This is a genomic window from Planctomyces sp. SH-PL62, from assembly GCF_001610895.1.
Taxonomy (GTDB): domain Bacteria; phylum Planctomycetota; class Planctomycetia; order Isosphaerales; family Isosphaeraceae; genus Paludisphaera.
Genome location: NZ_CP011273.1, coordinates 1,306,095 through 1,323,073, shown reverse-complemented (window position 1 = coordinate 1,323,073; position 16,979 = coordinate 1,306,095). Strand labels below are relative to the sequence as shown.

The 16,979-nt window shown below is 70.0% G+C and carries 18 protein-coding genes; 7 read left to right on the top strand and 11 right to left on the bottom strand.

The window, feature by feature from the left end; all coding sequences use genetic code 11:
- Positions 1-35 precede the first annotated feature (35 nt).
- Entirely contained in the window at positions 36-470 is a 435-nt protein-coding gene (locus VT85_RS05145) for a hypothetical protein (RefSeq protein WP_068411512.1), read from the top strand.
- Positions 471-499: 29 nt separating this feature from the next.
- Here VT85_RS05145 and trpE read toward each other — a convergent pair whose 3' ends face one another.
- On the bottom strand, positions 500-1,999 hold the full coding sequence (gene trpE / locus VT85_RS05140) for an anthranilate synthase component I (protein WP_068411510.1): 1,500 nt from the start codon (positions 1,997-1,999) through the stop codon (positions 500-502).
- Between the two features lie 348 nt (positions 2,000-2,347).
- Here trpE and VT85_RS05135 point away from each other — a divergent pair, with 348 nt between their 5' ends.
- The 4 genes from VT85_RS05135 (at position 2,348) to VT85_RS28270 (ending at position 5,272) form a co-directional block, all read left to right on the top strand.
- The gene (locus VT85_RS05135; RefSeq protein WP_068411506.1) at positions 2,348-2,863 is read left to right on the top strand and encodes a UvrB/UvrC motif-containing protein; all 516 of its coding nucleotides are present in this window, start codon (positions 2,348-2,350) and stop codon (positions 2,861-2,863) included.
- Positions 2,864-2,919: 56 nt separating this feature from the next.
- Complete coding sequence (locus VT85_RS05130) at positions 2,920-3,405, top strand: UvrB/UvrC motif-containing protein (protein WP_068421424.1); 486 nt, start codon at positions 2,920-2,922, stop codon at positions 3,403-3,405.
- The gene (locus tag VT85_RS05125) at positions 3,402-4,466 is read left to right on the top strand and encodes a protein arginine kinase (protein ID WP_068411503.1); all 1,065 of its coding nucleotides are present in this window, start codon (positions 3,402-3,404) and stop codon (positions 4,464-4,466) included. The genes VT85_RS05130 and VT85_RS05125 overlap by 4 nt, the downstream gene beginning before the upstream one ends.
- A 65-nt stretch (positions 4,467-4,531) precedes the next feature.
- The gene (locus VT85_RS28270) at positions 4,532-5,272 is read left to right on the top strand and encodes a J domain-containing protein (protein WP_068411500.1); all 741 of its coding nucleotides are present in this window, start codon (positions 4,532-4,534) and stop codon (positions 5,270-5,272) included.
- Between the two features lie 33 nt (positions 5,273-5,305).
- Here VT85_RS28270 and coaD read toward each other — a convergent pair whose 3' ends face one another.
- From coaD to VT85_RS05090, 6 genes are read right to left on the bottom strand one after another with little or no spacing between them, the layout of a single operon-like run.
- The gene (gene coaD / locus VT85_RS05115; RefSeq protein WP_068411497.1) at positions 5,306-5,887 is read right to left on the bottom strand and encodes a pantetheine-phosphate adenylyltransferase; all 582 of its coding nucleotides are present in this window, start codon (positions 5,885-5,887) and stop codon (positions 5,306-5,308) included.
- Entirely contained in the window at positions 5,887-7,056 is a 1,170-nt protein-coding gene (locus tag VT85_RS05110; RefSeq protein WP_068411494.1) for an aminotransferase class V-fold PLP-dependent enzyme, read from the bottom strand. Before VT85_RS05110 ends, coaD begins: the two co-directional genes overlap by 1 nt.
- Positions 7,057-7,090: 34 nt before the next feature.
- Positions 7,091-7,303: a hypothetical protein gene (locus VT85_RS05105; RefSeq protein WP_068411491.1), complete on the bottom strand. Its 213-nt coding sequence runs from the start codon at positions 7,301-7,303 to the stop codon at positions 7,091-7,093.
- The gene (locus VT85_RS05100; RefSeq protein WP_068411488.1) at positions 7,300-7,860 is read right to left on the bottom strand and encodes an HYExAFE family protein; all 561 of its coding nucleotides are present in this window, start codon (positions 7,858-7,860) and stop codon (positions 7,300-7,302) included. Before VT85_RS05100 ends, VT85_RS05105 begins: the two co-directional genes overlap by 4 nt.
- A gap of 45 nt (positions 7,861-7,905) precedes the next feature.
- Positions 7,906-8,370 (bottom strand): YkgJ family cysteine cluster protein, encoded by a 465-nt coding sequence (locus VT85_RS05095; protein ID WP_231871456.1) that lies wholly within the window; start codon positions 8,368-8,370, stop codon positions 7,906-7,908.
- 16 nt (positions 8,371-8,386) lie between these two features.
- Positions 8,387-9,469 carry a site-2 protease family protein gene (locus VT85_RS05090; RefSeq protein WP_068411483.1) on the bottom strand — a complete coding sequence of 361 codons (1,083 nt, stop codon included), beginning with the start codon at positions 9,467-9,469 and terminating at the stop codon, positions 8,387-8,389.
- Between the two features lie 304 nt (positions 9,470-9,773).
- Between VT85_RS05090 and aroB the strand changes: the two genes are divergently transcribed.
- Both aroB and dprA read left to right on the top strand, forming a co-directional pair.
- Positions 9,774-10,925: a 3-dehydroquinate synthase gene (aroB, locus tag VT85_RS05085; protein WP_197491098.1), complete on the top strand. Its 1,152-nt coding sequence runs from the start codon at positions 9,774-9,776 to the stop codon at positions 10,923-10,925.
- 63 nt (positions 10,926-10,988) lie between these two features.
- A complete protein-coding gene (dprA, locus tag VT85_RS05080; protein ID WP_231871455.1) occupies positions 10,989-12,119 on the top strand; it encodes a DNA-processing protein DprA in 1,131 nt (376 codons plus the stop codon).
- Positions 12,120-12,203: 84 nt separating this feature from the next.
- Here dprA and VT85_RS05075 read toward each other — a convergent pair whose 3' ends face one another.
- From VT85_RS05075 to VT85_RS05060, 4 genes are all read right to left on the bottom strand, one after another.
- Positions 12,204-13,022 (bottom strand): hypothetical protein, encoded by an 819-nt coding sequence (locus VT85_RS05075; protein WP_068411481.1) that lies wholly within the window; start codon positions 13,020-13,022, stop codon positions 12,204-12,206.
- Positions 13,023-13,140: 118 nt separating this feature from the next.
- Positions 13,141-13,992 carry an alpha/beta hydrolase gene (locus tag VT85_RS05070; RefSeq protein ID WP_068411478.1) on the bottom strand — a complete coding sequence of 284 codons (852 nt, stop codon included), beginning with the start codon at positions 13,990-13,992 and terminating at the stop codon, positions 13,141-13,143.
- 114 nt (positions 13,993-14,106) lie between these two features.
- The gene (locus tag VT85_RS05065) at positions 14,107-15,246 is read right to left on the bottom strand and encodes a PP2C family protein-serine/threonine phosphatase (protein ID WP_082858369.1); all 1,140 of its coding nucleotides are present in this window, start codon (positions 15,244-15,246) and stop codon (positions 14,107-14,109) included.
- Positions 15,243-16,958, bottom strand: coding sequence for a sensor histidine kinase (locus VT85_RS05060; protein WP_068411471.1), 1,716 nt, complete (start codon positions 16,956-16,958; stop codon positions 15,243-15,245). Before VT85_RS05060 ends, VT85_RS05065 begins: the two co-directional genes overlap by 4 nt.
- Positions 16,959-16,979: the final 21 nt, after the last annotated feature.

Below are 16,979 nucleotides of genomic sequence, written 5' to 3'. Positions count from 1 at the left end.
GGACGGGGGCACGTCGATCGAACCGGGAGCGACCCATGACCACGTCCACGACGACCCCCCGCCCCTGCGCCTACGCCGCGTCGGCGTCTTCGGCCTGCGCGATCGCGTCCGGAGCCCTCGCCACATTCAGCCTCGCGGCCCTCGTTTTCGGCTCGCCGGCCTGGGCTCCCCTGCTCTTCAGCGCGGGCGTTTGCGCGGCGCTCGCCTGGGGCTTCTCGACCGGGGCGATCCGCCTCGAGGACCTCCGCAAGCTCCCGGACCGATTGGTGCACGCCGCCGCGGCCGCGACCGCGGCGTTTCGGTCGCCATCGACCGATGCTTCGCAGGACGTCCCGCCCGCCGCGAACCGCGCCCGCGAGGAGCAGGAGATCCTCCTCGGCCGTCTCCGGCAGGCGCGGGATACGGGCCGGGTCCGACTGGCCCACGCCCTGAGACGAGCCGCGACCGCCGTCGAACCGTCGCGAGATTGAGCCGCGTTTCGGGATCCCGAGCCGGCGGCTCAGAGCTGGGTTTCGGCAATCTCGATGGCCTTCAGCAGGCCCCGGGCCTTGTTGACGGTCTCGTCGTACTCGTCCGAGGGGACGCTGTCGTAGACGACGCCGCCGCCGGCCTGGACGTAGGCCTTGTCCCCCTGGAGGACCAGGGTCCGCAGGGCGATGCAGGTATCCATGTTGCCGGTGAAGTCGATGTAGCCCACGGCGCCGGCGTAGGGCCCGCGTTTGGTGGGCTCCATCTCGTCGATGATCTCCATCGCCCGGACCTTGGGGGCGCCGGAGACGGTCCCGGCGGGGAGCCCGGCGCGGAGGGCGTCGAACGCGGTCTTGCCCTCCTTGAGCTTGCCCGTCACGTTCGAGGTGATGTGCATGACGTGGGAGTAGCGCTCGACCTTCATGACGTCGGAGAGGGTGACGCTGTCGTACTCGGCCACGCGGCCGACGTCGTTGCGGCCCAGGTCGACGAGCATGATGTGCTCGGCGCGTTCCTTGGGGTCGGCCAGCAGCTCCTCGGCCAGCGCCTGGTCCTCGGCGTCGTCCTTGCCGCGGCGGCGGGTGCCGGCGAGGGGCCGGATGGTCACGATCCCCTCCTCGACGCGGACCAGGATTTCGGGCGAGCTGCCGATGAGCTGGAAATCGTCGAAGGTCAGGTAGAACAGGAAGGGGCTCGGGTTCACGACCCGGAGCACCCGGTAGATGTTGAACGGCTCGGCGGTGGTCGTCAGCTCGAACCGCTGGCTCGGGACGACCTGGAAGATGTCGCCGGCCTTGATGTACTCCTGGCAGCGTCGGACGACGTCCTCGTAGGCCTCGCGGGCGAAGTTGGATCGGGGCTGGAGACGACAGGGGCCGCCGGCGTCGATGTCGCGGAGCGGAAGGTCGGCCCCGGGGGTCTCCAGGCGTTCGACCAGCTCGTCGACCCGCGAGGCGGCCTTGTCGTAGGCCGCCTTCAGGTCGCAACCGGGCTCGACGTGGGCGTGGGCGACCACGAGCACCGTCTTGCGGATGTGGTCGAAGAGGACCATGCGGTCGAAGAAGGCGAACGAGAGGTCGGGGAGGCCGCGATCGTCTTCGGGGACGTTCGGCAGCCGCTCGGTGTAGCGGACGGCGTCGTACGCGGCGTAGCCAACGGCGCCGCCGGTGAACCGGGGGAGCCCCGGCAGATGCGCCGCGCGGTAGGTGTCGGTCAGCCGCTCCAGCTCGGCGAACGGATCGTCGCACTCGACTCGGCGCGCGGCCTCGGGCCGGCCGGGCTCGGTGACGACGACGCTCTTGCCTCGGGCCTCGAAGCGGAGAAAGGGTTCGGTGCCCAGGAAGCTGTAGCGTCCGACCTTCTCGCCGCCGACGACGCTCTCGAACAGGAAGGAGGGGGCGGAGCGCTCGATCCGGCTGAAGGCGGAGACGGGCGTCAGGTTGTCGCCGACGAGTTGGCGATAAACCGGGATGCAGGCCGCCGAACCGGCATGGGCCGCGAAATCCTCAAACGAAGGGCGATGGATGCTCATGTCGGGTCGTCGCGAATCCGGTGTCCGGGGCCGTAAGGCGTGTCCGTGAATACGTTAGCAGCCCGGGCCGGGCGCGACAAGTCGAGGGCCTCGGGAAGCGGGCCGCGCCGGGGGCCTTCCCACGCCGGACGGCCGTCGCGACCGGGAGGTTCGCGGGCCGCGCCGGCGGTCGGACGGCCTTCGGGTTTCTTGACACCCTCTGGGGGTCAATTAGAATGAAATTTACGGCACCGCAGCAGACGAGATCGCCAGGGCGTTGCACGCTCGAAGCTGGAGCCCCGCCCGTCGGGGGTCCCTCGGACCACGGCCCGTCGCCGGCGTTTGCAGGCGCCGGCGGAGAAACCACCCATGAAATGCCAGAAATGTGCGAAGCCGGCGACCTTCCACATCACGGACGTCATCGAGAAGGGTAAGCATCAGGAATTCCACTTCTGCGACGAGCACGCCCGTCAACACCTGGCCCCCCCGGAGGAGGCTCCGACCATGGGCAAGCTCGCCGAGACGCTGGCGACCCAGGCCGGGCTGGGGGCCGCCTCGCCGACGATGCGCGAACCCTCGGCCGCCGACAAGCAGGTCTGCCCCGTCTGCCAGATCACCTTCCTGGAATTTCGCAACTCGGGACGCCTAGGCTGCCCGTACGACTATGAAGTGTTCCGCGACGAGCTGATGCCGCTCCTGGAGAGCATCCACGGAGAGACTCGACATTCCGGGAAGGTCCCCAAGCGGGCCCCCCGCAACACCCAGCAGCAGACCACCCTGATCCAGCTCCGCAACGAGCTGAAGCGGGCGGTCGCCGCCGAGGACTATGAGGCCGCCGCCAAGCTCCGCGACAAGATCCAGGAGATCGAGCGGGACCAGGTTTGACCGGCCCGGCGGGCGCGGGTCGGATCGACATCGAATTCCTGGGGGCGGACCCGGTCATGATTTGTCAAACGTGCCAGAACGAAGCCGTCGTCCACCTCACCGACGTGGTGGACGGCCGGCGTCGGGAGCGTCATCTGTGCGTCGACTGCGCCCGAGAGGCCGGCCTGACGCTCCCCGACGCCCCGCCGGACCTCGGCCTCGACGCGGTCCTCCACGGCCTCATCAAGAAGAACGTCGGCGAACTCGTCGGCGGGCTGGCCGAGTCCCGGTGCCCGGACTGCCGGCTCCGCTACATGGACTTCCGCATCGGCGGGCGGCTGGGATGCCCCCACGACTACCGGGTCTTCCGGGAAGGCCTGCTGCCGATGCTCCAGCGCTTCCACGGCGCCACCCGGCACGTCGGCAAGCGGGCCCGGCTCCGCCCCGGGGCCTCGCTCCGCCTTCGACTCCGTTCCCAACTCCGCCAGGCCGTCGCCCGCGAAGACTACGAAGAAGCCGCGAGGCTGAGAGACCAGCTTCGCCTCAAGGATCAACACGCATGACACTGGACGACCTGACGAGGACCTCCGGCGAATGGCTCCGGGGCGCCGGCCCCGAGAGCGACATCGTGATGTGCTCGCGCATCCGCCTCGCCCGCAACCTGGCCGACTTCCCCTTCACCAACCGCGCCAGCCGCAACGAGAAGGCGGGGATCGAGGCGCAGGTGAGGGCGGCCGTCGACGCCGCCGGGCACGACGCCGCCTACTTCGACGTCAACGCCATGCCCAACCTCGACCGCCAGTTCCTGGTCGAGCGCCAGATCATCTCCCGGGAGCTCGCCGGCGGCGAGGGCCCGCGCGGGGTCGCCGTCACCCCCAAGGAGAACATCTCGATCATGGTGAACGAGGAGGACCACCTCCGCATCCAGTACATGCTCTCGGGATTCCGGCTCCCCGAGGTCTGGGACGAGATCAATTCGCTGGACGACCAGCTCGAAGACGACATCGCCTACGCCTACAGCTCCTCGCTGGGATACCTCACCGCCTGCCCGACCAACGTGGGGACGGGGATCCGCGTGGGCGTGATGCTCCACCTGCCGGGGCTGGTCGCCAACAAGCAGATCGACAAGGTCTTCCGGGCCCTCCAGAAGATCAACCTGGCCGTCCGCGGCCTCTACGGCGAAGGCTCGCAGGCGTTCGGCGACTTCTACCAGATCTCCAACCAGCAGACCCTGGGCAAGAGCGAGGAGGAGATCATCAAGATCCTCACCGACGTCGTCCCCCAGGTCCTCCAGTACGAGCGCTCGGCCCGCCAGGAACTCGTGACCGGCCGCCGGCAGCACCTCCACGACCAGGTCAGCCGGGCCTACGGCGTCCTCAAGACGGCCCAGACGATCTCCAGCGAGGAGACGATGCTGCTCCTCTCCAGCGTCCGCATGGGCGTGAACCTGGGCCTGATCGACGACCTCTCGATCGCCACGGTCAACGAGCTGTTCATCCAGACCCAGCCGGCCTTCCTGCAGAAGCTCCGCGGCAGCGAGCTGGACAGCGACCAGCGCAACGTGGCGCGTGCGTCGCTCCTGCGCAGCCGCCTCGCCAACGGCCGGAGCGTCGAGGACGTGTAAGGCCCGACGACGTCGTCCGGCCCGGCCCTCGACCAAACGTCTTCCTCTCGGACAGGATCGACGACTTGGCCTCCTTCAGCTTCGACATCGACCCCTACGCCGTGCTCGGCGTGACTCGCGACGCCTCGCTTCAGGAGATCCGCGACGCTTATCGGTCGAAGACCAAGAAATACCACCCCGACGTCGGCGGGGAGGATTGGGCCTTCCGCATCCTCGCCCAGGCCTACGAGCTCCTCAGCACCGACCGCGTCATGCGGGCCACCCGGACGGAGACCGCCCCACGTCCGACCCCCGCCGCAGCCGCCGGCGCGGGCCAGGCGCGACAGGGCCGCGAGGCTCCCCACCGGGCCGAGCCCAAGACCGAGTCGGTCTACGTCGGGATCGTCGACAAGGACGTCCCGCCGCACCGACTGGTGGCCGTCGAGCTGCTCTGCGTCCGCTACCTCTGGGACCAGGCGTCCTACCTCTGGCTCAACCAGAAGTCCTCGGACGACGACCGTTTCCTGAGTTGCAGCCTGAACATCTCCTGGCCGGACCAGGGCCAGGGCCCGCTCCAGCTCGCGGAGCGTGAGGACGAGGAGATCCTCGCCTCGCTGAGCGAGGTCTTCGACCACCAGGTCCTCTCCACCCGCGCGGTCAGCTCCCGCAGCCACGTCCACGACGGCGGATTCACGGGATGGCTCACCTACTCCAGCTTCGACCGCACCTGGAAGTCGATCCGGCTCCTCCAGGAGGCGCTCCACGCCCGGGACCTCGGCATGCGGCAGTGGTCGCGCGACCTGTTCATCCCTCGCAACTGGAGCTGACCCGGGGGGTCGAACTCCCGTCCAGGTCCGGGCTCACGGGGGGGACGGGGCGTCGTCCGACCTCCGCTTGTCGTAGTCGACGTAGGGGTCGCCGGGCTCGTTTCGCTTGATCTTGGCGAGGATCGGGCCGATCAGGATCTCGGGCACGAACGGCCGAAGCGCCTCGGCCCCGCCGAACTTCGCCACCTGCCGGATCAGCGAGCTGGAGACGTGGGAGTACTGGCCGTCGGCCATCAGGAAGACCGTCTCGATCTCGGGATCGAGCCGCTGGTTGGTCAACGTCATCCCGAACTCGTATTCCATGTCGGTCAGGGTGCGGAGCCCTCGGAGGATCACCCGCGCCCCGATCCGGCGGACGTACTGGACCGTCAGCTCCTCGAACGACTCGACCGAGACGTTGTCGAAGGGGGCGACCACTCGCTCGGCCAGCTTGATCCGCTCCTCGACGCTGAACAGCGACGTCTTGTTCGGGTGGACGCCGATGCCCACAACCAAGTGCTCGAAGAGCAGCCGTCCCCGGCTGATCACGTCGAGATGGCCCAGCGAGATCGGGTCGAAGGTGCCGGTGAAGACGGCCATCCGGAGGGGGGCGATCGGGGTCCCGGTCGGTCGCATCACAATCCTTTCGCGGTCGGGGGGAGCGGGCCGCGGGCCGCGATCAGGCCGTCCTGGAGTCTTCGCAAGTCGTCGTCGTCGGTGTAGAGGTGGGGGCTGAGCCGCAGCCGGCCGCGGCGGCACGAGGCCACGACCCCGCGCCCGCGGAGCAGCGCGACGGCCGCATCGGGGTCCACGCCGTCGGCCGCCGCCGTCACGATCGCGGAACGCTCCTCGGGGCGGGTCGAGCCCAGGACCCGCCAGCCGGCCCCGGCGACCGCCTCGCGAACGGCCTCGGCCCGATCCAGGAGGCGTTCCGAGAGCGCCCGAGGGCCGATCTCCCGCAACAGGCCGACGCTCGCCGCGAAGCCCTGGAGGCCCGGCATGTTGCAGGAGCCCCCCTCCCAGCGCTGGGCGTTGGGCTTGAGGGTGAAGTCCAGCCCCGGGGCGCTGAACGACGCCGTCACGCTGTGCCAGCCCACGCCCAGGGGGCGGAGCCGGTCGATCCACTCGCGGCGCACGTACAGGAACCCGGCCCCCTCCGGGCCGAGGAGCCATTTGTGGCCGTCGGCCGCCGCGAAATCGACGGGCGTCCGCCGCACGTCCAGCTCCAGCGGGCCGAGCCCCTGGATCGCGTCGACGAACAGGGCGACGCCCCGCGATCGGCAGAGCCCGCCGATCGCGTCGAGGTCGTTGCGGAAACCCGAGGCGAACTCCACGTGGCTCACGGCCAGGACCCGCGTCCGGTCGTCCATCGCCTCGCGGAGATCGTCCAGGAGGATGCGGTCGTCGCGTGAGGGGACCAGGCGGGTCTCGACCCCTCGATCCGCGAGGTTCATCCAGGGGTAGACGTTGGAGGGGTATTCCTCGGCCGGGACGACCACGTTGTCGCCGGGACGCCAGGGGAAGCCCTCGGCGACCAGGCCGATGCCGTGGGTGGTGTTGGCGACGAAGGCGATCTCGTCGGGATCGGCGGCGATCCAGTCGGCGAGATCGCCGCGCAGGGCCTCGATCTTGTCGCCCCAGGTCTTCCAGTGGACCACGCCGTTCCGCGCCTGGTCCTCGGCCCAGAGGCGGACGGCCTCGGCGGCGCGGCGAGGCACGGGGGCCACCGCCGCGTGGTCGAAATAGGCCCAGTCCCGACCCACCGGGAACTCGGCCTCTCGGATCGCGGCCCAGTCCGTCCCCATCCCTTCCCCTTCGCCTTTCCGGGCGAGACCGACCTCAGCGGCGGGCGCTCTTGCCGATGATGAAGAAGGCCCCGGCGGCCAGGATCAGGGTGCCGAAGTAGCCGTCGAGCGGCCTCCCGGAGGATTCGCCCTCGGCGGCGGGATCTTCCTGGGCCCGGACGGTCGTCGGGGCCGCCGCCAGCAACAGGCCGAGGGCGACCAGGCCGCTGGCGGCCGTACGGATCCATCGACGTCGATTCGAGTTCATCGTTCACGTTCCTTGACGGGTTTGGGGCGTCGGGGGGATTCGGCGAGCATCGGCAGCCATTCGGAGAGCGGCCGGACGCGGCGGCGGAAGGCCCGTCGGGCCATCGCCACGGCTTTCCAGGCCGGCCCCCGCGACCTCAGGTGGGCCAGGTAATCGTCGAGCCCCACCGCCCAGAAGCGGTATTCCAGCCCCCGGAAAGCGAAGGCCCCGTCGTCCGACGGCAGCCCGAACTCCCGGGGGGGCTCGGCGTAGACGAACGCCAGGATCGGACGGAAGCCGGGGCCGAACAGGTCCCCCCAGCGCGTCAGCCCGTCCAGGTCGTCGGTCGTCACCCAGTTCTCCCAGTCGCGACGGCCTCGGCGATCCTTGGCCCGCTTCCCTTTGACCTCGACGACCAGATTGTCCGCGAATCGAGGATACAGCAGGAAGTCGGGGTTTTTCACCCCCCCGTCCCCGAAAATCGCCCGCTTGGCCTCGTCGACCGCCACGCAAGGCACCCGCAGCGACCGGACGTACGCTTCGAAGGCGGCCTCGTAGTGGTTGGAGCGGATGGCCATGGATCAGGCTTTCCGGGTTCGGGGCGGCCTGCGGCGGCCCCCCGGTCAGGACGGCGAGGTCACGATCGGCAGCAGCTCGGCGGCCGGGGACGGCTTCGCGGCCGGTTTCCGACGCGGCGGGAGCAGGACCTCGGCGTACTCCCAGAGCTGCTCGGGAGCCTCGAAGACCTTGTCGAACGCCCAGTCGTCCTCGTACTCGCAGTCCTTCGTCGTATATTCGCGACAGATCTTGGGACGGTCGTGGTAGATGGCGCAGCGATAGTCGTCCAGCAGGTACTGGCACTTCGTCGAGACCAGGAGATACCAGGCGTCCTCGTGGACGTAGATCAGGGTCAGGTCGTGGGCCAGGTACCAGCGGATCGCGTCGTAGTCGTCCCAGGTGGCGGGGGTCTCGATCGGGGTCGAGAAGTAGCGGCAGCACTTGCCGGTGCAGTGGTCGCACAGGCTTTCGCCGGGCTTCAACTGGTCGCGGGTCGGCCTGACGACGGGCAAGGGGAGCGATGGCTTCACCGGGTCTTCCCCTGGATCAATCCTGGGTGTTCTGACGGTTGCGGAAGCGCGTGCTGACGCGGACGAGGAAGCGGTTCTCCTCGTCGGTCAGGGACGAGCGGCCCTCGCGATGGATCTTGTCGAGGATCTCGTCCATCCGCCGCTCCTCCGCGACCTCCTGCATGATCCGACGCTCGCGACGCTGGTCGGACCGCCGTCGCCTCCAGCGCTTCAACGCGCTTTCACGATGGGGACGGACCTTCGCCGCGCCGCTTTCGAGGCTAGTATACCCTTCGGAGAAGTCGTAGCCGAACAGGCCGTCGTCGAAATACCCCCCGTCCTCCATCACCCTCGCCTCGGAGCGCACGAAGAGTTCGATCAGGACGGCCAGCATGACGATGGTCAGCCCGTCCCAGCGCTGGCCGAACAGGAGTCGGACCATGCCGACGAGAAAGAGGATGGCGGCCGTCGCCCGCGCGGTCCAGGGGGCGGCCATACTCTCGCGAGAGGAGCCCAGGGCGGTGTTCGCCAGGAACCATCGGAACAGCCGCCCGCCGTCGAACGGCAGCGCGGGGAGCAGGTTGACCAGGAACAGCAGGTAATTGACGTGGCCGAACCAGCCGATCAGCCAGGGGGCCGACATCGGCTCCGCCTTGACCCGGCCCTGGATCCAGGGAGCCCCCGCGTCCAGCTCCTTGCCCAGCGGGTGCCAGGCGAACTGGGCGTCGAACGAGAAGCCCAGCCAGGCCGCGACCATCAGGGCGATCGCCCCGCTGGCGAACGGGCCGGCGAGCACCGTGAACAGGTAATTGATGCTGAGCGGCGGCGTCGAGGGGCCGACCAGGCTTCCTAGCGGCCAGAGGTGGACGTCCTCCTGCTCGCAGTCCAGCTTGCTCGCGACGTAGGCGTGGGCCGCCTCATGAATCGCCAGCGCCAGCAGGAAGAGCGCGGTCCAGGCGACGGCCTGTTCCAGGTGGCCGGACAGCGACCCCTTGGTGGGCTCGAACGGGGCCGTGACGATCAGCGACGCGACGAAGACGATCAGCGAGACGTGGACCTTGACCGTGGTCCCAAACCACCGCCCCAGGTGAATCGGCGACCACGTCAACAGATCGCTCATGTGCGAGGTGCTCGAAAGGTTATGCCGTTGGGCGACGCGCGGGCCGTCGAGCCATTTCAACTTTAGCAGCCGCGTCAAGAATCGTCGAGGCCCGATGCGCCGTTCGGCGAGCCGCCCCCCGCCCCGCAAGTCCTTCCGCCCGCATACCCCGTGCCGACGACTACGGCATCGCAGGGGCGTCGCCGGGGAAGGCCGAAAATCCCGGGCCGAGCGCGACCCATCCAACGGCCGGAGGACTATGCTACACTGAGGACGCGGCCGGAGGCGCCGGCCGATCCCCTGGACCGCATTTCGGGCCGAGACCATGCAACGCTCCGACGACCAAGGCTCCCTGACCGTGCCGGTCAGGCTCGGCGAACGCTCCTACGAGGTCGACGTGACCGAGGGCGGCTGGGACCGCCTCCCCGGCCGCCTTCGCGCCGCGATCGACCGATCGTGGGCGGGGCGGGGCTGCCGCAAGGCCTTGATCCTGACCGACGACCACGTCGCCGCCCTCCCCTATCCGGGGCTGGTGCGGGACGCGCTCGAATCCCTCGAGATCGAGACGATCCAGTCGGTCGTGCGGCATGGCGAGGCCAGCAAGGGGCTGGGAACGGCGGAAAAGCTGTTCGAGCAGCTCGTCGCGTTCGCGGCCGACCGGCACACGCTCGTCGCCGCGGTCGGGGGCGGGGTGATCGGCGATCTGGCGGGGTTCGTCGCGGCGACCTTCGCGCGGGGGCTCCCCCTCTTCATGGTCCCCACGACGCTGCTCGCCCAGGTCGACAGCTCGGTGGGCGGCAAGGTCGGGGTGAACCTGCCCAGGGTCAAGAACATCGTCGGGGCCTTCCACCAGCCGATCGCCGTCTGGATCGACGTGGCGACGCTGAACGACCTCCCCGACCGCGAACTGCGTTGCGGCCTGGCCGAGGTGGTCAAGTACGGCGTGATCCTCGACGCCCCGTTCTTCGAGGAGCTGGAGGCCGACGCCGGGGCCATCCTGGAGCGTCGGCCCGCAAGTCTGCGGCGGATCGTCGCCCGGAGTTGCGAGCTGAAGGCCGACGTCGTCTCGCGGGACGAGCGCGAGGAGACCGGCCTCCGGGCGGTCCTCAACTTCGGACACACGATCGGCCATGCGGTCGAGGCGACGGCCGGCTACGGCGGCGCCTTCCAGCATGGCGAGGCCGTGGCCGTGGGGATGGTCGCCGAGAGCCGCCTGGCCGAGCGCCTGGGCTGGGTCGACGCCGCGTTCACCGGGCGATTGATCCGCCTCCTGGAACGATTCGGGCTCCCCACTTCCTTGCGAGGGCTGGCCCCCGGGCCGCTCCTGGACGCCATGGCGAGAGATAAGAAGAACCAGGGCGGGCGCATCCGGCTGGTCCTCCCCCGGCGGCTGGGGACGGTCGAGCTCACCGACGCGGCCGGCGTCGAGGACCTTCGGTCGCTGCTCGAAGACCTCTGCCGTCCCGACGCCCCCTGACCGCCCCCCGCCCCGGCCGCCCGACGCCCATCGAACCGAATCGAGTCGAATCGAGGACCCCCCGTGGACCCGAGCCCGAGCCCGGCCGACGACCCGCTCCGCGACATGCTCACGCTCATGCTGACGCCCGGGGTCGGGCCGCTCACCAGCCGGGCGCTCCTGGATCACTTCGGAACGCCCGGGCAGGTGCTCGACGCCCCCGTGGCCCAACTTCGCGAGGTTTCCGGCGTCGGCCCCAAGCTGGCCGACCGGATCAAGCACGCCCGCGCCGACAACGACCCCGACCGCGAGCTGGCCGAGTGCCGCCGCCACGGGGTCGCGGTGATCCCCCGAGGCGAGCCGGGCTACCCCCCGCCGCTCGACGAGATCCCCGATCCCCCCGCCCTGCTCTACATCAAGGGCGCCCTGGAGGCCCGCGACCAGATCGCCATCGCGATCGTCGGCTCGCGGCGCTGCACCCCCTATGGGATCCGCACCGCCGAACGGCTGGCGACCTCCCTGGGCCGGACGGGATTCACGATCGTCTCGGGCCTGGCGCGAGGGATCGACGCCGCCGCGCATCGGGGCGCGCTGAAGGCCGGCGGACGGACGATCGCCGTGCTGGGCAACGGACTCTCGGGAATCTACCCGCCCGAGCACGAGGAGTTGGCCGCCGAGATCGTCGCCGGCCGTGGGGCGATCGTGAGCGAGCTCCCCATGACCCAAGGGCCTCTCTCGGGCCTTTTCCCGCAACGCAATCGAGTCATTTCGGGGCTGTCCCTCGGCGTCATCGTGGTCGAGGCCGCGCCCCGGAGCGGCTCGCTGTCGACGGCCCACCACGCGATGGAGCAGAATCGCGAGGTCTTCGCCGTCCCCGGCCCGGTCGACAGCCTGGCCAGCCGGGGCTGCCACCGCCTGATCCGCGACGGCGCCCGCCTGGTGGAGACGGTCGACGACGTGATGGAGGAGCTGGGCCCCCTCGTCCGCGAAGTCCGGCCCGCCCCCGACGAGCCGGCCGTCCGCCACCCGGCCGAACTCGGCCTGACCGACCAGGAGCGTTCCCTTCTAGGCTGCCTCGACGACGCCCCCAGCGGCGTCGACGTCCTCATCGCCCGCACCGGCCTGACCGCCTCGCAGGTGATGGCCACCCTGAGCGTCCTGGAACTCAAGCGGATGGTCAAGCGGCTCCCCGGCCACCAGTTCGTCAGGGCCTGAGCCGCGCCCCCGTCGTCGAGAGTTCAGGCCCGCCGTCGTCCCATCGCCTGGGATCGAAACGTCCGTCCCACGAAATGATGCGACCTACCTCTCGACGGCGAGGTTGGGATAGCGGGCCCTCAGCTCGGCCAGGCCTTTCTCGCTCACCAGGGTTCCGGTGATGCTGAGGGTCTCCAGCTTGGTGAACGGCCCTAGTTCCTCGACGATCCTGTCGGTGACGGGCGTCTCGTCGAGCCGCAGGGTTCGGAGTTCCTTCGCGAAATCCAGATCGGCGAGGGCCCGGTCATCCATCTGCGCGCCCCTGAGGGTGAGTCGCTCGAGGCGTCTCAAGGGCTTCAGGTGAGTCAGCCCCGCGTTGGTCACGCCGGTATCCGCCAGGTTGAGTCCCACCAGGCGGGGGACGTGGCGAAGGTGGAGCAGACCCTCGTCGGTGACTCTGGTCTTCTCCAGGTTGAGCACGGTGACGGTGGGGGTCATCGCGAGAATCCCGAGCCCCGCGTCATCGATGTCCGTGTCATACAGGACGAGCATCTGGAGCGCGTCGAATTTCCGCACGCCTTCGTAGTCTGCCGAGGAGATCGCGGTCCCGCTCAGGTTCAGCACGTCCAGCACCTTGCACCGGCTCATCACGGCCCAGGCGGCCTCGTTGACCCGCGTGTTCTCCAGGTCGAGCCACAACAGGTGCGGGAGCTTGTCGATGAGCTCGATGTCGTCGTTCGTGGCCTTGGTGTCCGCCAGGGAGACCTTGGTGATCGGTCGCCGCTCGAGCGCCGGGGAATCGGCGCGATGGACACGCCCGCCGAGGGCTTCCACCCGTGCCTCGAATGCGGCGTCGCTCGCAGCCGGGCCGTCGGCCGGGGCGGCTTGCGACAGGAGCATCAGCATGATCGCGACGTGATGCATCGTGAACCCCCGGTTTGACCCCCTGGATGATCGATCTTCGGCGCCTCCGGAGGGGAGGTTTGGAAGACAGCGAGCCCGGTCCGTCGGTTCGTCGCCGCCTGGGGCCGTCGCGGCCGATTCAGCCGAGCCGGGGGGCGATCCAGCGGACGATGTCGTGCATGACCCGCTCGCGGCCCAGCTCGTTGAGCGGCTCGTGGAACATTTTCGGGTAGAGCATGAGGGTCTTGTCCTCGATGGCGACGGCGTCGAAGAACTCGCGGACCGACGCCGGGTCGACGATCGGGTCGTCGCCGCCGACGATCAGGAGCAGCGGCGTGCGCAGGTCGCCCGCCCGGCGCAGGAGCATCTCGCCGCCGGCGACCAGGCCGAAGTAGAACGGCGGGCTGATGCGGTTGTGCCGGAGGTCGTCCCGGCGCATCGCCTCGTGGACGACCGGGTCGCGGTTCTCGGCGTACGAGTCGTCGAAGGCGGGGAGGGTCGCCCAGGGGGCCAGCCGCAGGAGCAGCCGGCCGATCGTCAGCTTGAGCCGCGGCACCCGCATCGCGAGCCGGATCGACGGGTTGGAGACGACTACCCCCGCCAGCCCCTCGCCGTGCTCGATCGCGTACCGCAGCGCGACCTGGCCGCCGTTGGAGTGGCCGAGGAGGAACAGGGGGACGTGGGCGAAGTGGAGACGGGCCCACGAGGCGACCGCGCGAAGGTCGTCGACCAGGTCCTCGTAGCGACGGACCACGCCCCGACGCCCCGGGCTCCGACCGTGGCCGTGGAAGTCGTGCGCCACCACGTCGACGTTCAACTCGGCCCCGAGGTGCTCGGCGACGTGGGAATAGAGCCCGCCGTGCTCGCCGAAGCCGTGCGCGACGAGCACCACGCCGTCGGGCCGGGGGCGACGCCACCATCGCCCCTTCAGGCGACGGCCCCCCGCCGCGGTGATCGTCAGTTCGGAGACTCGCGAGCCGATGGGGCCCATCCTCTCGCCTCGACTTGCCTGGGGGAAACGACGACCGGCCGGGGCGGGCACGGCCCCGGCGCGTGGAGTCTATCGAGGCCGATGGATCCGATCGAGGCCAATTCCCGGGGCGGTTCAGCTCCCGTCGCGCGCCAGCGTCAGCAGGGTCACGTCGTCGTCGCGGGCCGAGGCCCCGGCGAACCGTCGCACGTCGTCCAGCACCGCGTCGAGACGCTCCGCCCCCGTCCCCTCCCCCCGGAGGAAGGCCGTCAGCATGCGGTCCCGGCCGAACATCTCGACCAGGCCCCGGGCCTCGGTCACGCCGTCCGTGTAGAGGAGCAGCGATTCCCCGGCCCCGAAGGCCGCCGAAAGCTGCGCGCAGGGGAAGTCGCAGAGGGCCGACGAGAGGATCGGGCCGGTCGAGTCCAGCAGGCGGACGCCGCCGTCGCGATCCAGGATGATCGATTCCGGGTGGCCGGCGTTGACGTACTCCATCACGTCGCGATCGGGATGGAGTCGGATGCAGCAGAGGGTCACGAACCGTCCGGGATCGAAGTCGCGGATTCCCTCGCGGATCCGGTCCACCACCTTGCAGGGTTCGAAGTCGTCGACGTGGGAGGCGCGGAAGCCCGCCTTGACGACGCCGGTGACCATCGCGGCCGAGGTCCCGTGGCCGGCGACGTCGGCGATCAGCAGCGAGACGCCCCCGTCGCGAGTCTCGGCGTAGTCGTAGATGTCTCCGGCCAGTTCGTTGGACGCCTGGTATCGGGCGGCGATCGTCAGCCCCCGAGCCGCGTAATCCGGCGGCGGCAGCAGGCTGAGCTGGAACTGGCGGGCCTCCTCCAGCTCGCGGCCCACGCGGTCCAGGAACCGCTCGCGCTCGTCGCGGAGCCGGCGGCGCTCCAGGCAGCGATGGACCAGGGCCAGCATCACCCGGCGGTCGAAGGGCTTCTGGATGAAGTAGTACGCCCCCTCGTCGATGGCCCGCAGCAGGTTCTCGTCGGGATCCTCGGCGTTCCCCGTCATGATGATGACGTCGAGGCCCGGCTGGTCCTTCTTGAGCGTCCGCATCAGGTCGAACCCGTTGACGTCCGGCATCCGGATGTCGAGGATCGCCAGGTCGAACGCCTCCTCGCGGGCGGCCTCCAGGGCCGCGGCGCCGCCCCCCGCCACGACGATGCGGTGGTGCTTGTGGGACAGGATCCGCGAGACCGCGCGGAGCATGCCGGGGTCGTCGTCCACGACGAGGATCGCCGCCTCTTGAGTCTCCATCATGATCCTTCTCGTCCTTCGTCGATGGGGAAGTCCACCCTCACCCGCGTCCCCTCGCCGGGGATGCTGTCGATGCTGAACCGGCCCCGAAGCTGCGCCGCGATCGAGCGGCAGATGGCCACGCCCAGGCCGTGGCCGTTGGGCTTGGTGGTGAAGAACGGCTCCTGCAACTTGGCGAGGTCCTCCGGCGGGATGCCCGATCCGGTGTCCTCCACCTCCAGCACCAGCCACCCTTCCACCGTCCGCGCCCGGATCGTGAGCGAGTCGCCCGGCCCGGTCGCGTCCCGCGCGTTGCTGATCAGGTTGAGCAGGAGTTGCTCGACGTCGGCCTGGACGGCGAACAGGGGCGGCAGGTCGGCCGGCACGTCCACCGTCAGCGTCACGCCCCGACGCTCCAGCGTCTCGCGGAAGATCACCAGCGCCGAGTCGACCGCCTGGGCCGGCGAGACGTCGCTGGGGTTCCGCGCCGAGCCCCGGGCGAAGTTCAGCATGCCGCCGAAGATCCGCCGACACACCCGGATCGAACGCTCCACCTGGAGCAGGTCGGCCGTCGCCGACTCGGGATCGAAGGCGTCGGTCTCCAGGTCGTCCAGGAGCTGCTGGACCAGCGGCAGGACCGCCCCCAGCGCGTTGTTGACGTCGTGCGAGACGCCCCGCGCCAGGTCGGCCATCGCGTGCTTCCGCTCGGCGTCGATCATCCGGCGCTCGAGCGTCTCGGTCCGGCGCGCGTTCTGGAGCGAGACGGCCGCCTGGGGCAGGAACTGCGAGATCAGGTCGACCTCGTACGGGCAGAACGAGCCGGGGTGGATCGACGCGACCTTGAGCACCCCCAGCAGTCCCGACCGCGTGATCAGCGACGCGCACAGGATCGCCCCCTCGGGGGGGGCGAAGGTCCCGTACCGCGAGACCCGGTCGTAATCGAGCAACTCGGCGAGCAGCGGCGACCCGCCGCCGGCCCAGTCCGTCCAGCCGTCGCCGCCTTCCGCGCGGTCGAACCCCAGGACGACGGGCTGCGCGAGAAGCTCGTGGAGCGAGGCCTTGAGCGGGAATTTCCGGCCGACGTTCTCCCCCTTGGCCTTGCGCCAGGCGACCTGCTCGGCGACGACTTCGAGCACCCCGAGGTCGGCGTCGTGGATCAGGAGGGCCGCCGAGTGGTCGTAGGCGATCAGCGACCGGATGCCGTGGAGGACCTCGTAAGAGAGGTGCTTGGGGTGGCTCTGCTCCAGCACCTTGCGGTCCACCCGCGCGCGGACCTCGCGGATCCGAAAGAGGTCCGCCTGGTCGATCAGCTCGTTGGCCAGGCCGCCGATCGCGGAGAACGCCTGGCGGGCGTCCCAGTGGAAGGTGGCGTCGGCCGATCGGATCGCGAGCGCGCCCCACATGCGGCCGTGGCGGCGGAGCCTCGCGAGCATGACGTCGGGGGGGACGGCCACCTTTTCGCCGCGCAGGAATCCGGACAGGAGCCGGCGGTCCCACGAGGCGTCCTCGCTGGTCCGGTGCAGGAGCCGCGCCTCGCCCAGGCCGGGCTGGATCGCCCCCACGCAGCCCTCGCACGCGCCGGAGAGGTCCATCCCGAGGCGGAGGGCCCCGCGCAGGATCTTGTCCGGGTCGCGGACGTCGCGATACTGGGAACGGAACCGCCAAAGATGGTCGGTCAGGTCCGCCCACCCCCCGCCGGGGCTCGGCTCGACCGACCGATCGCCGTCGTACTTCAAGGCTCCTCCGGTCGTCCGGGG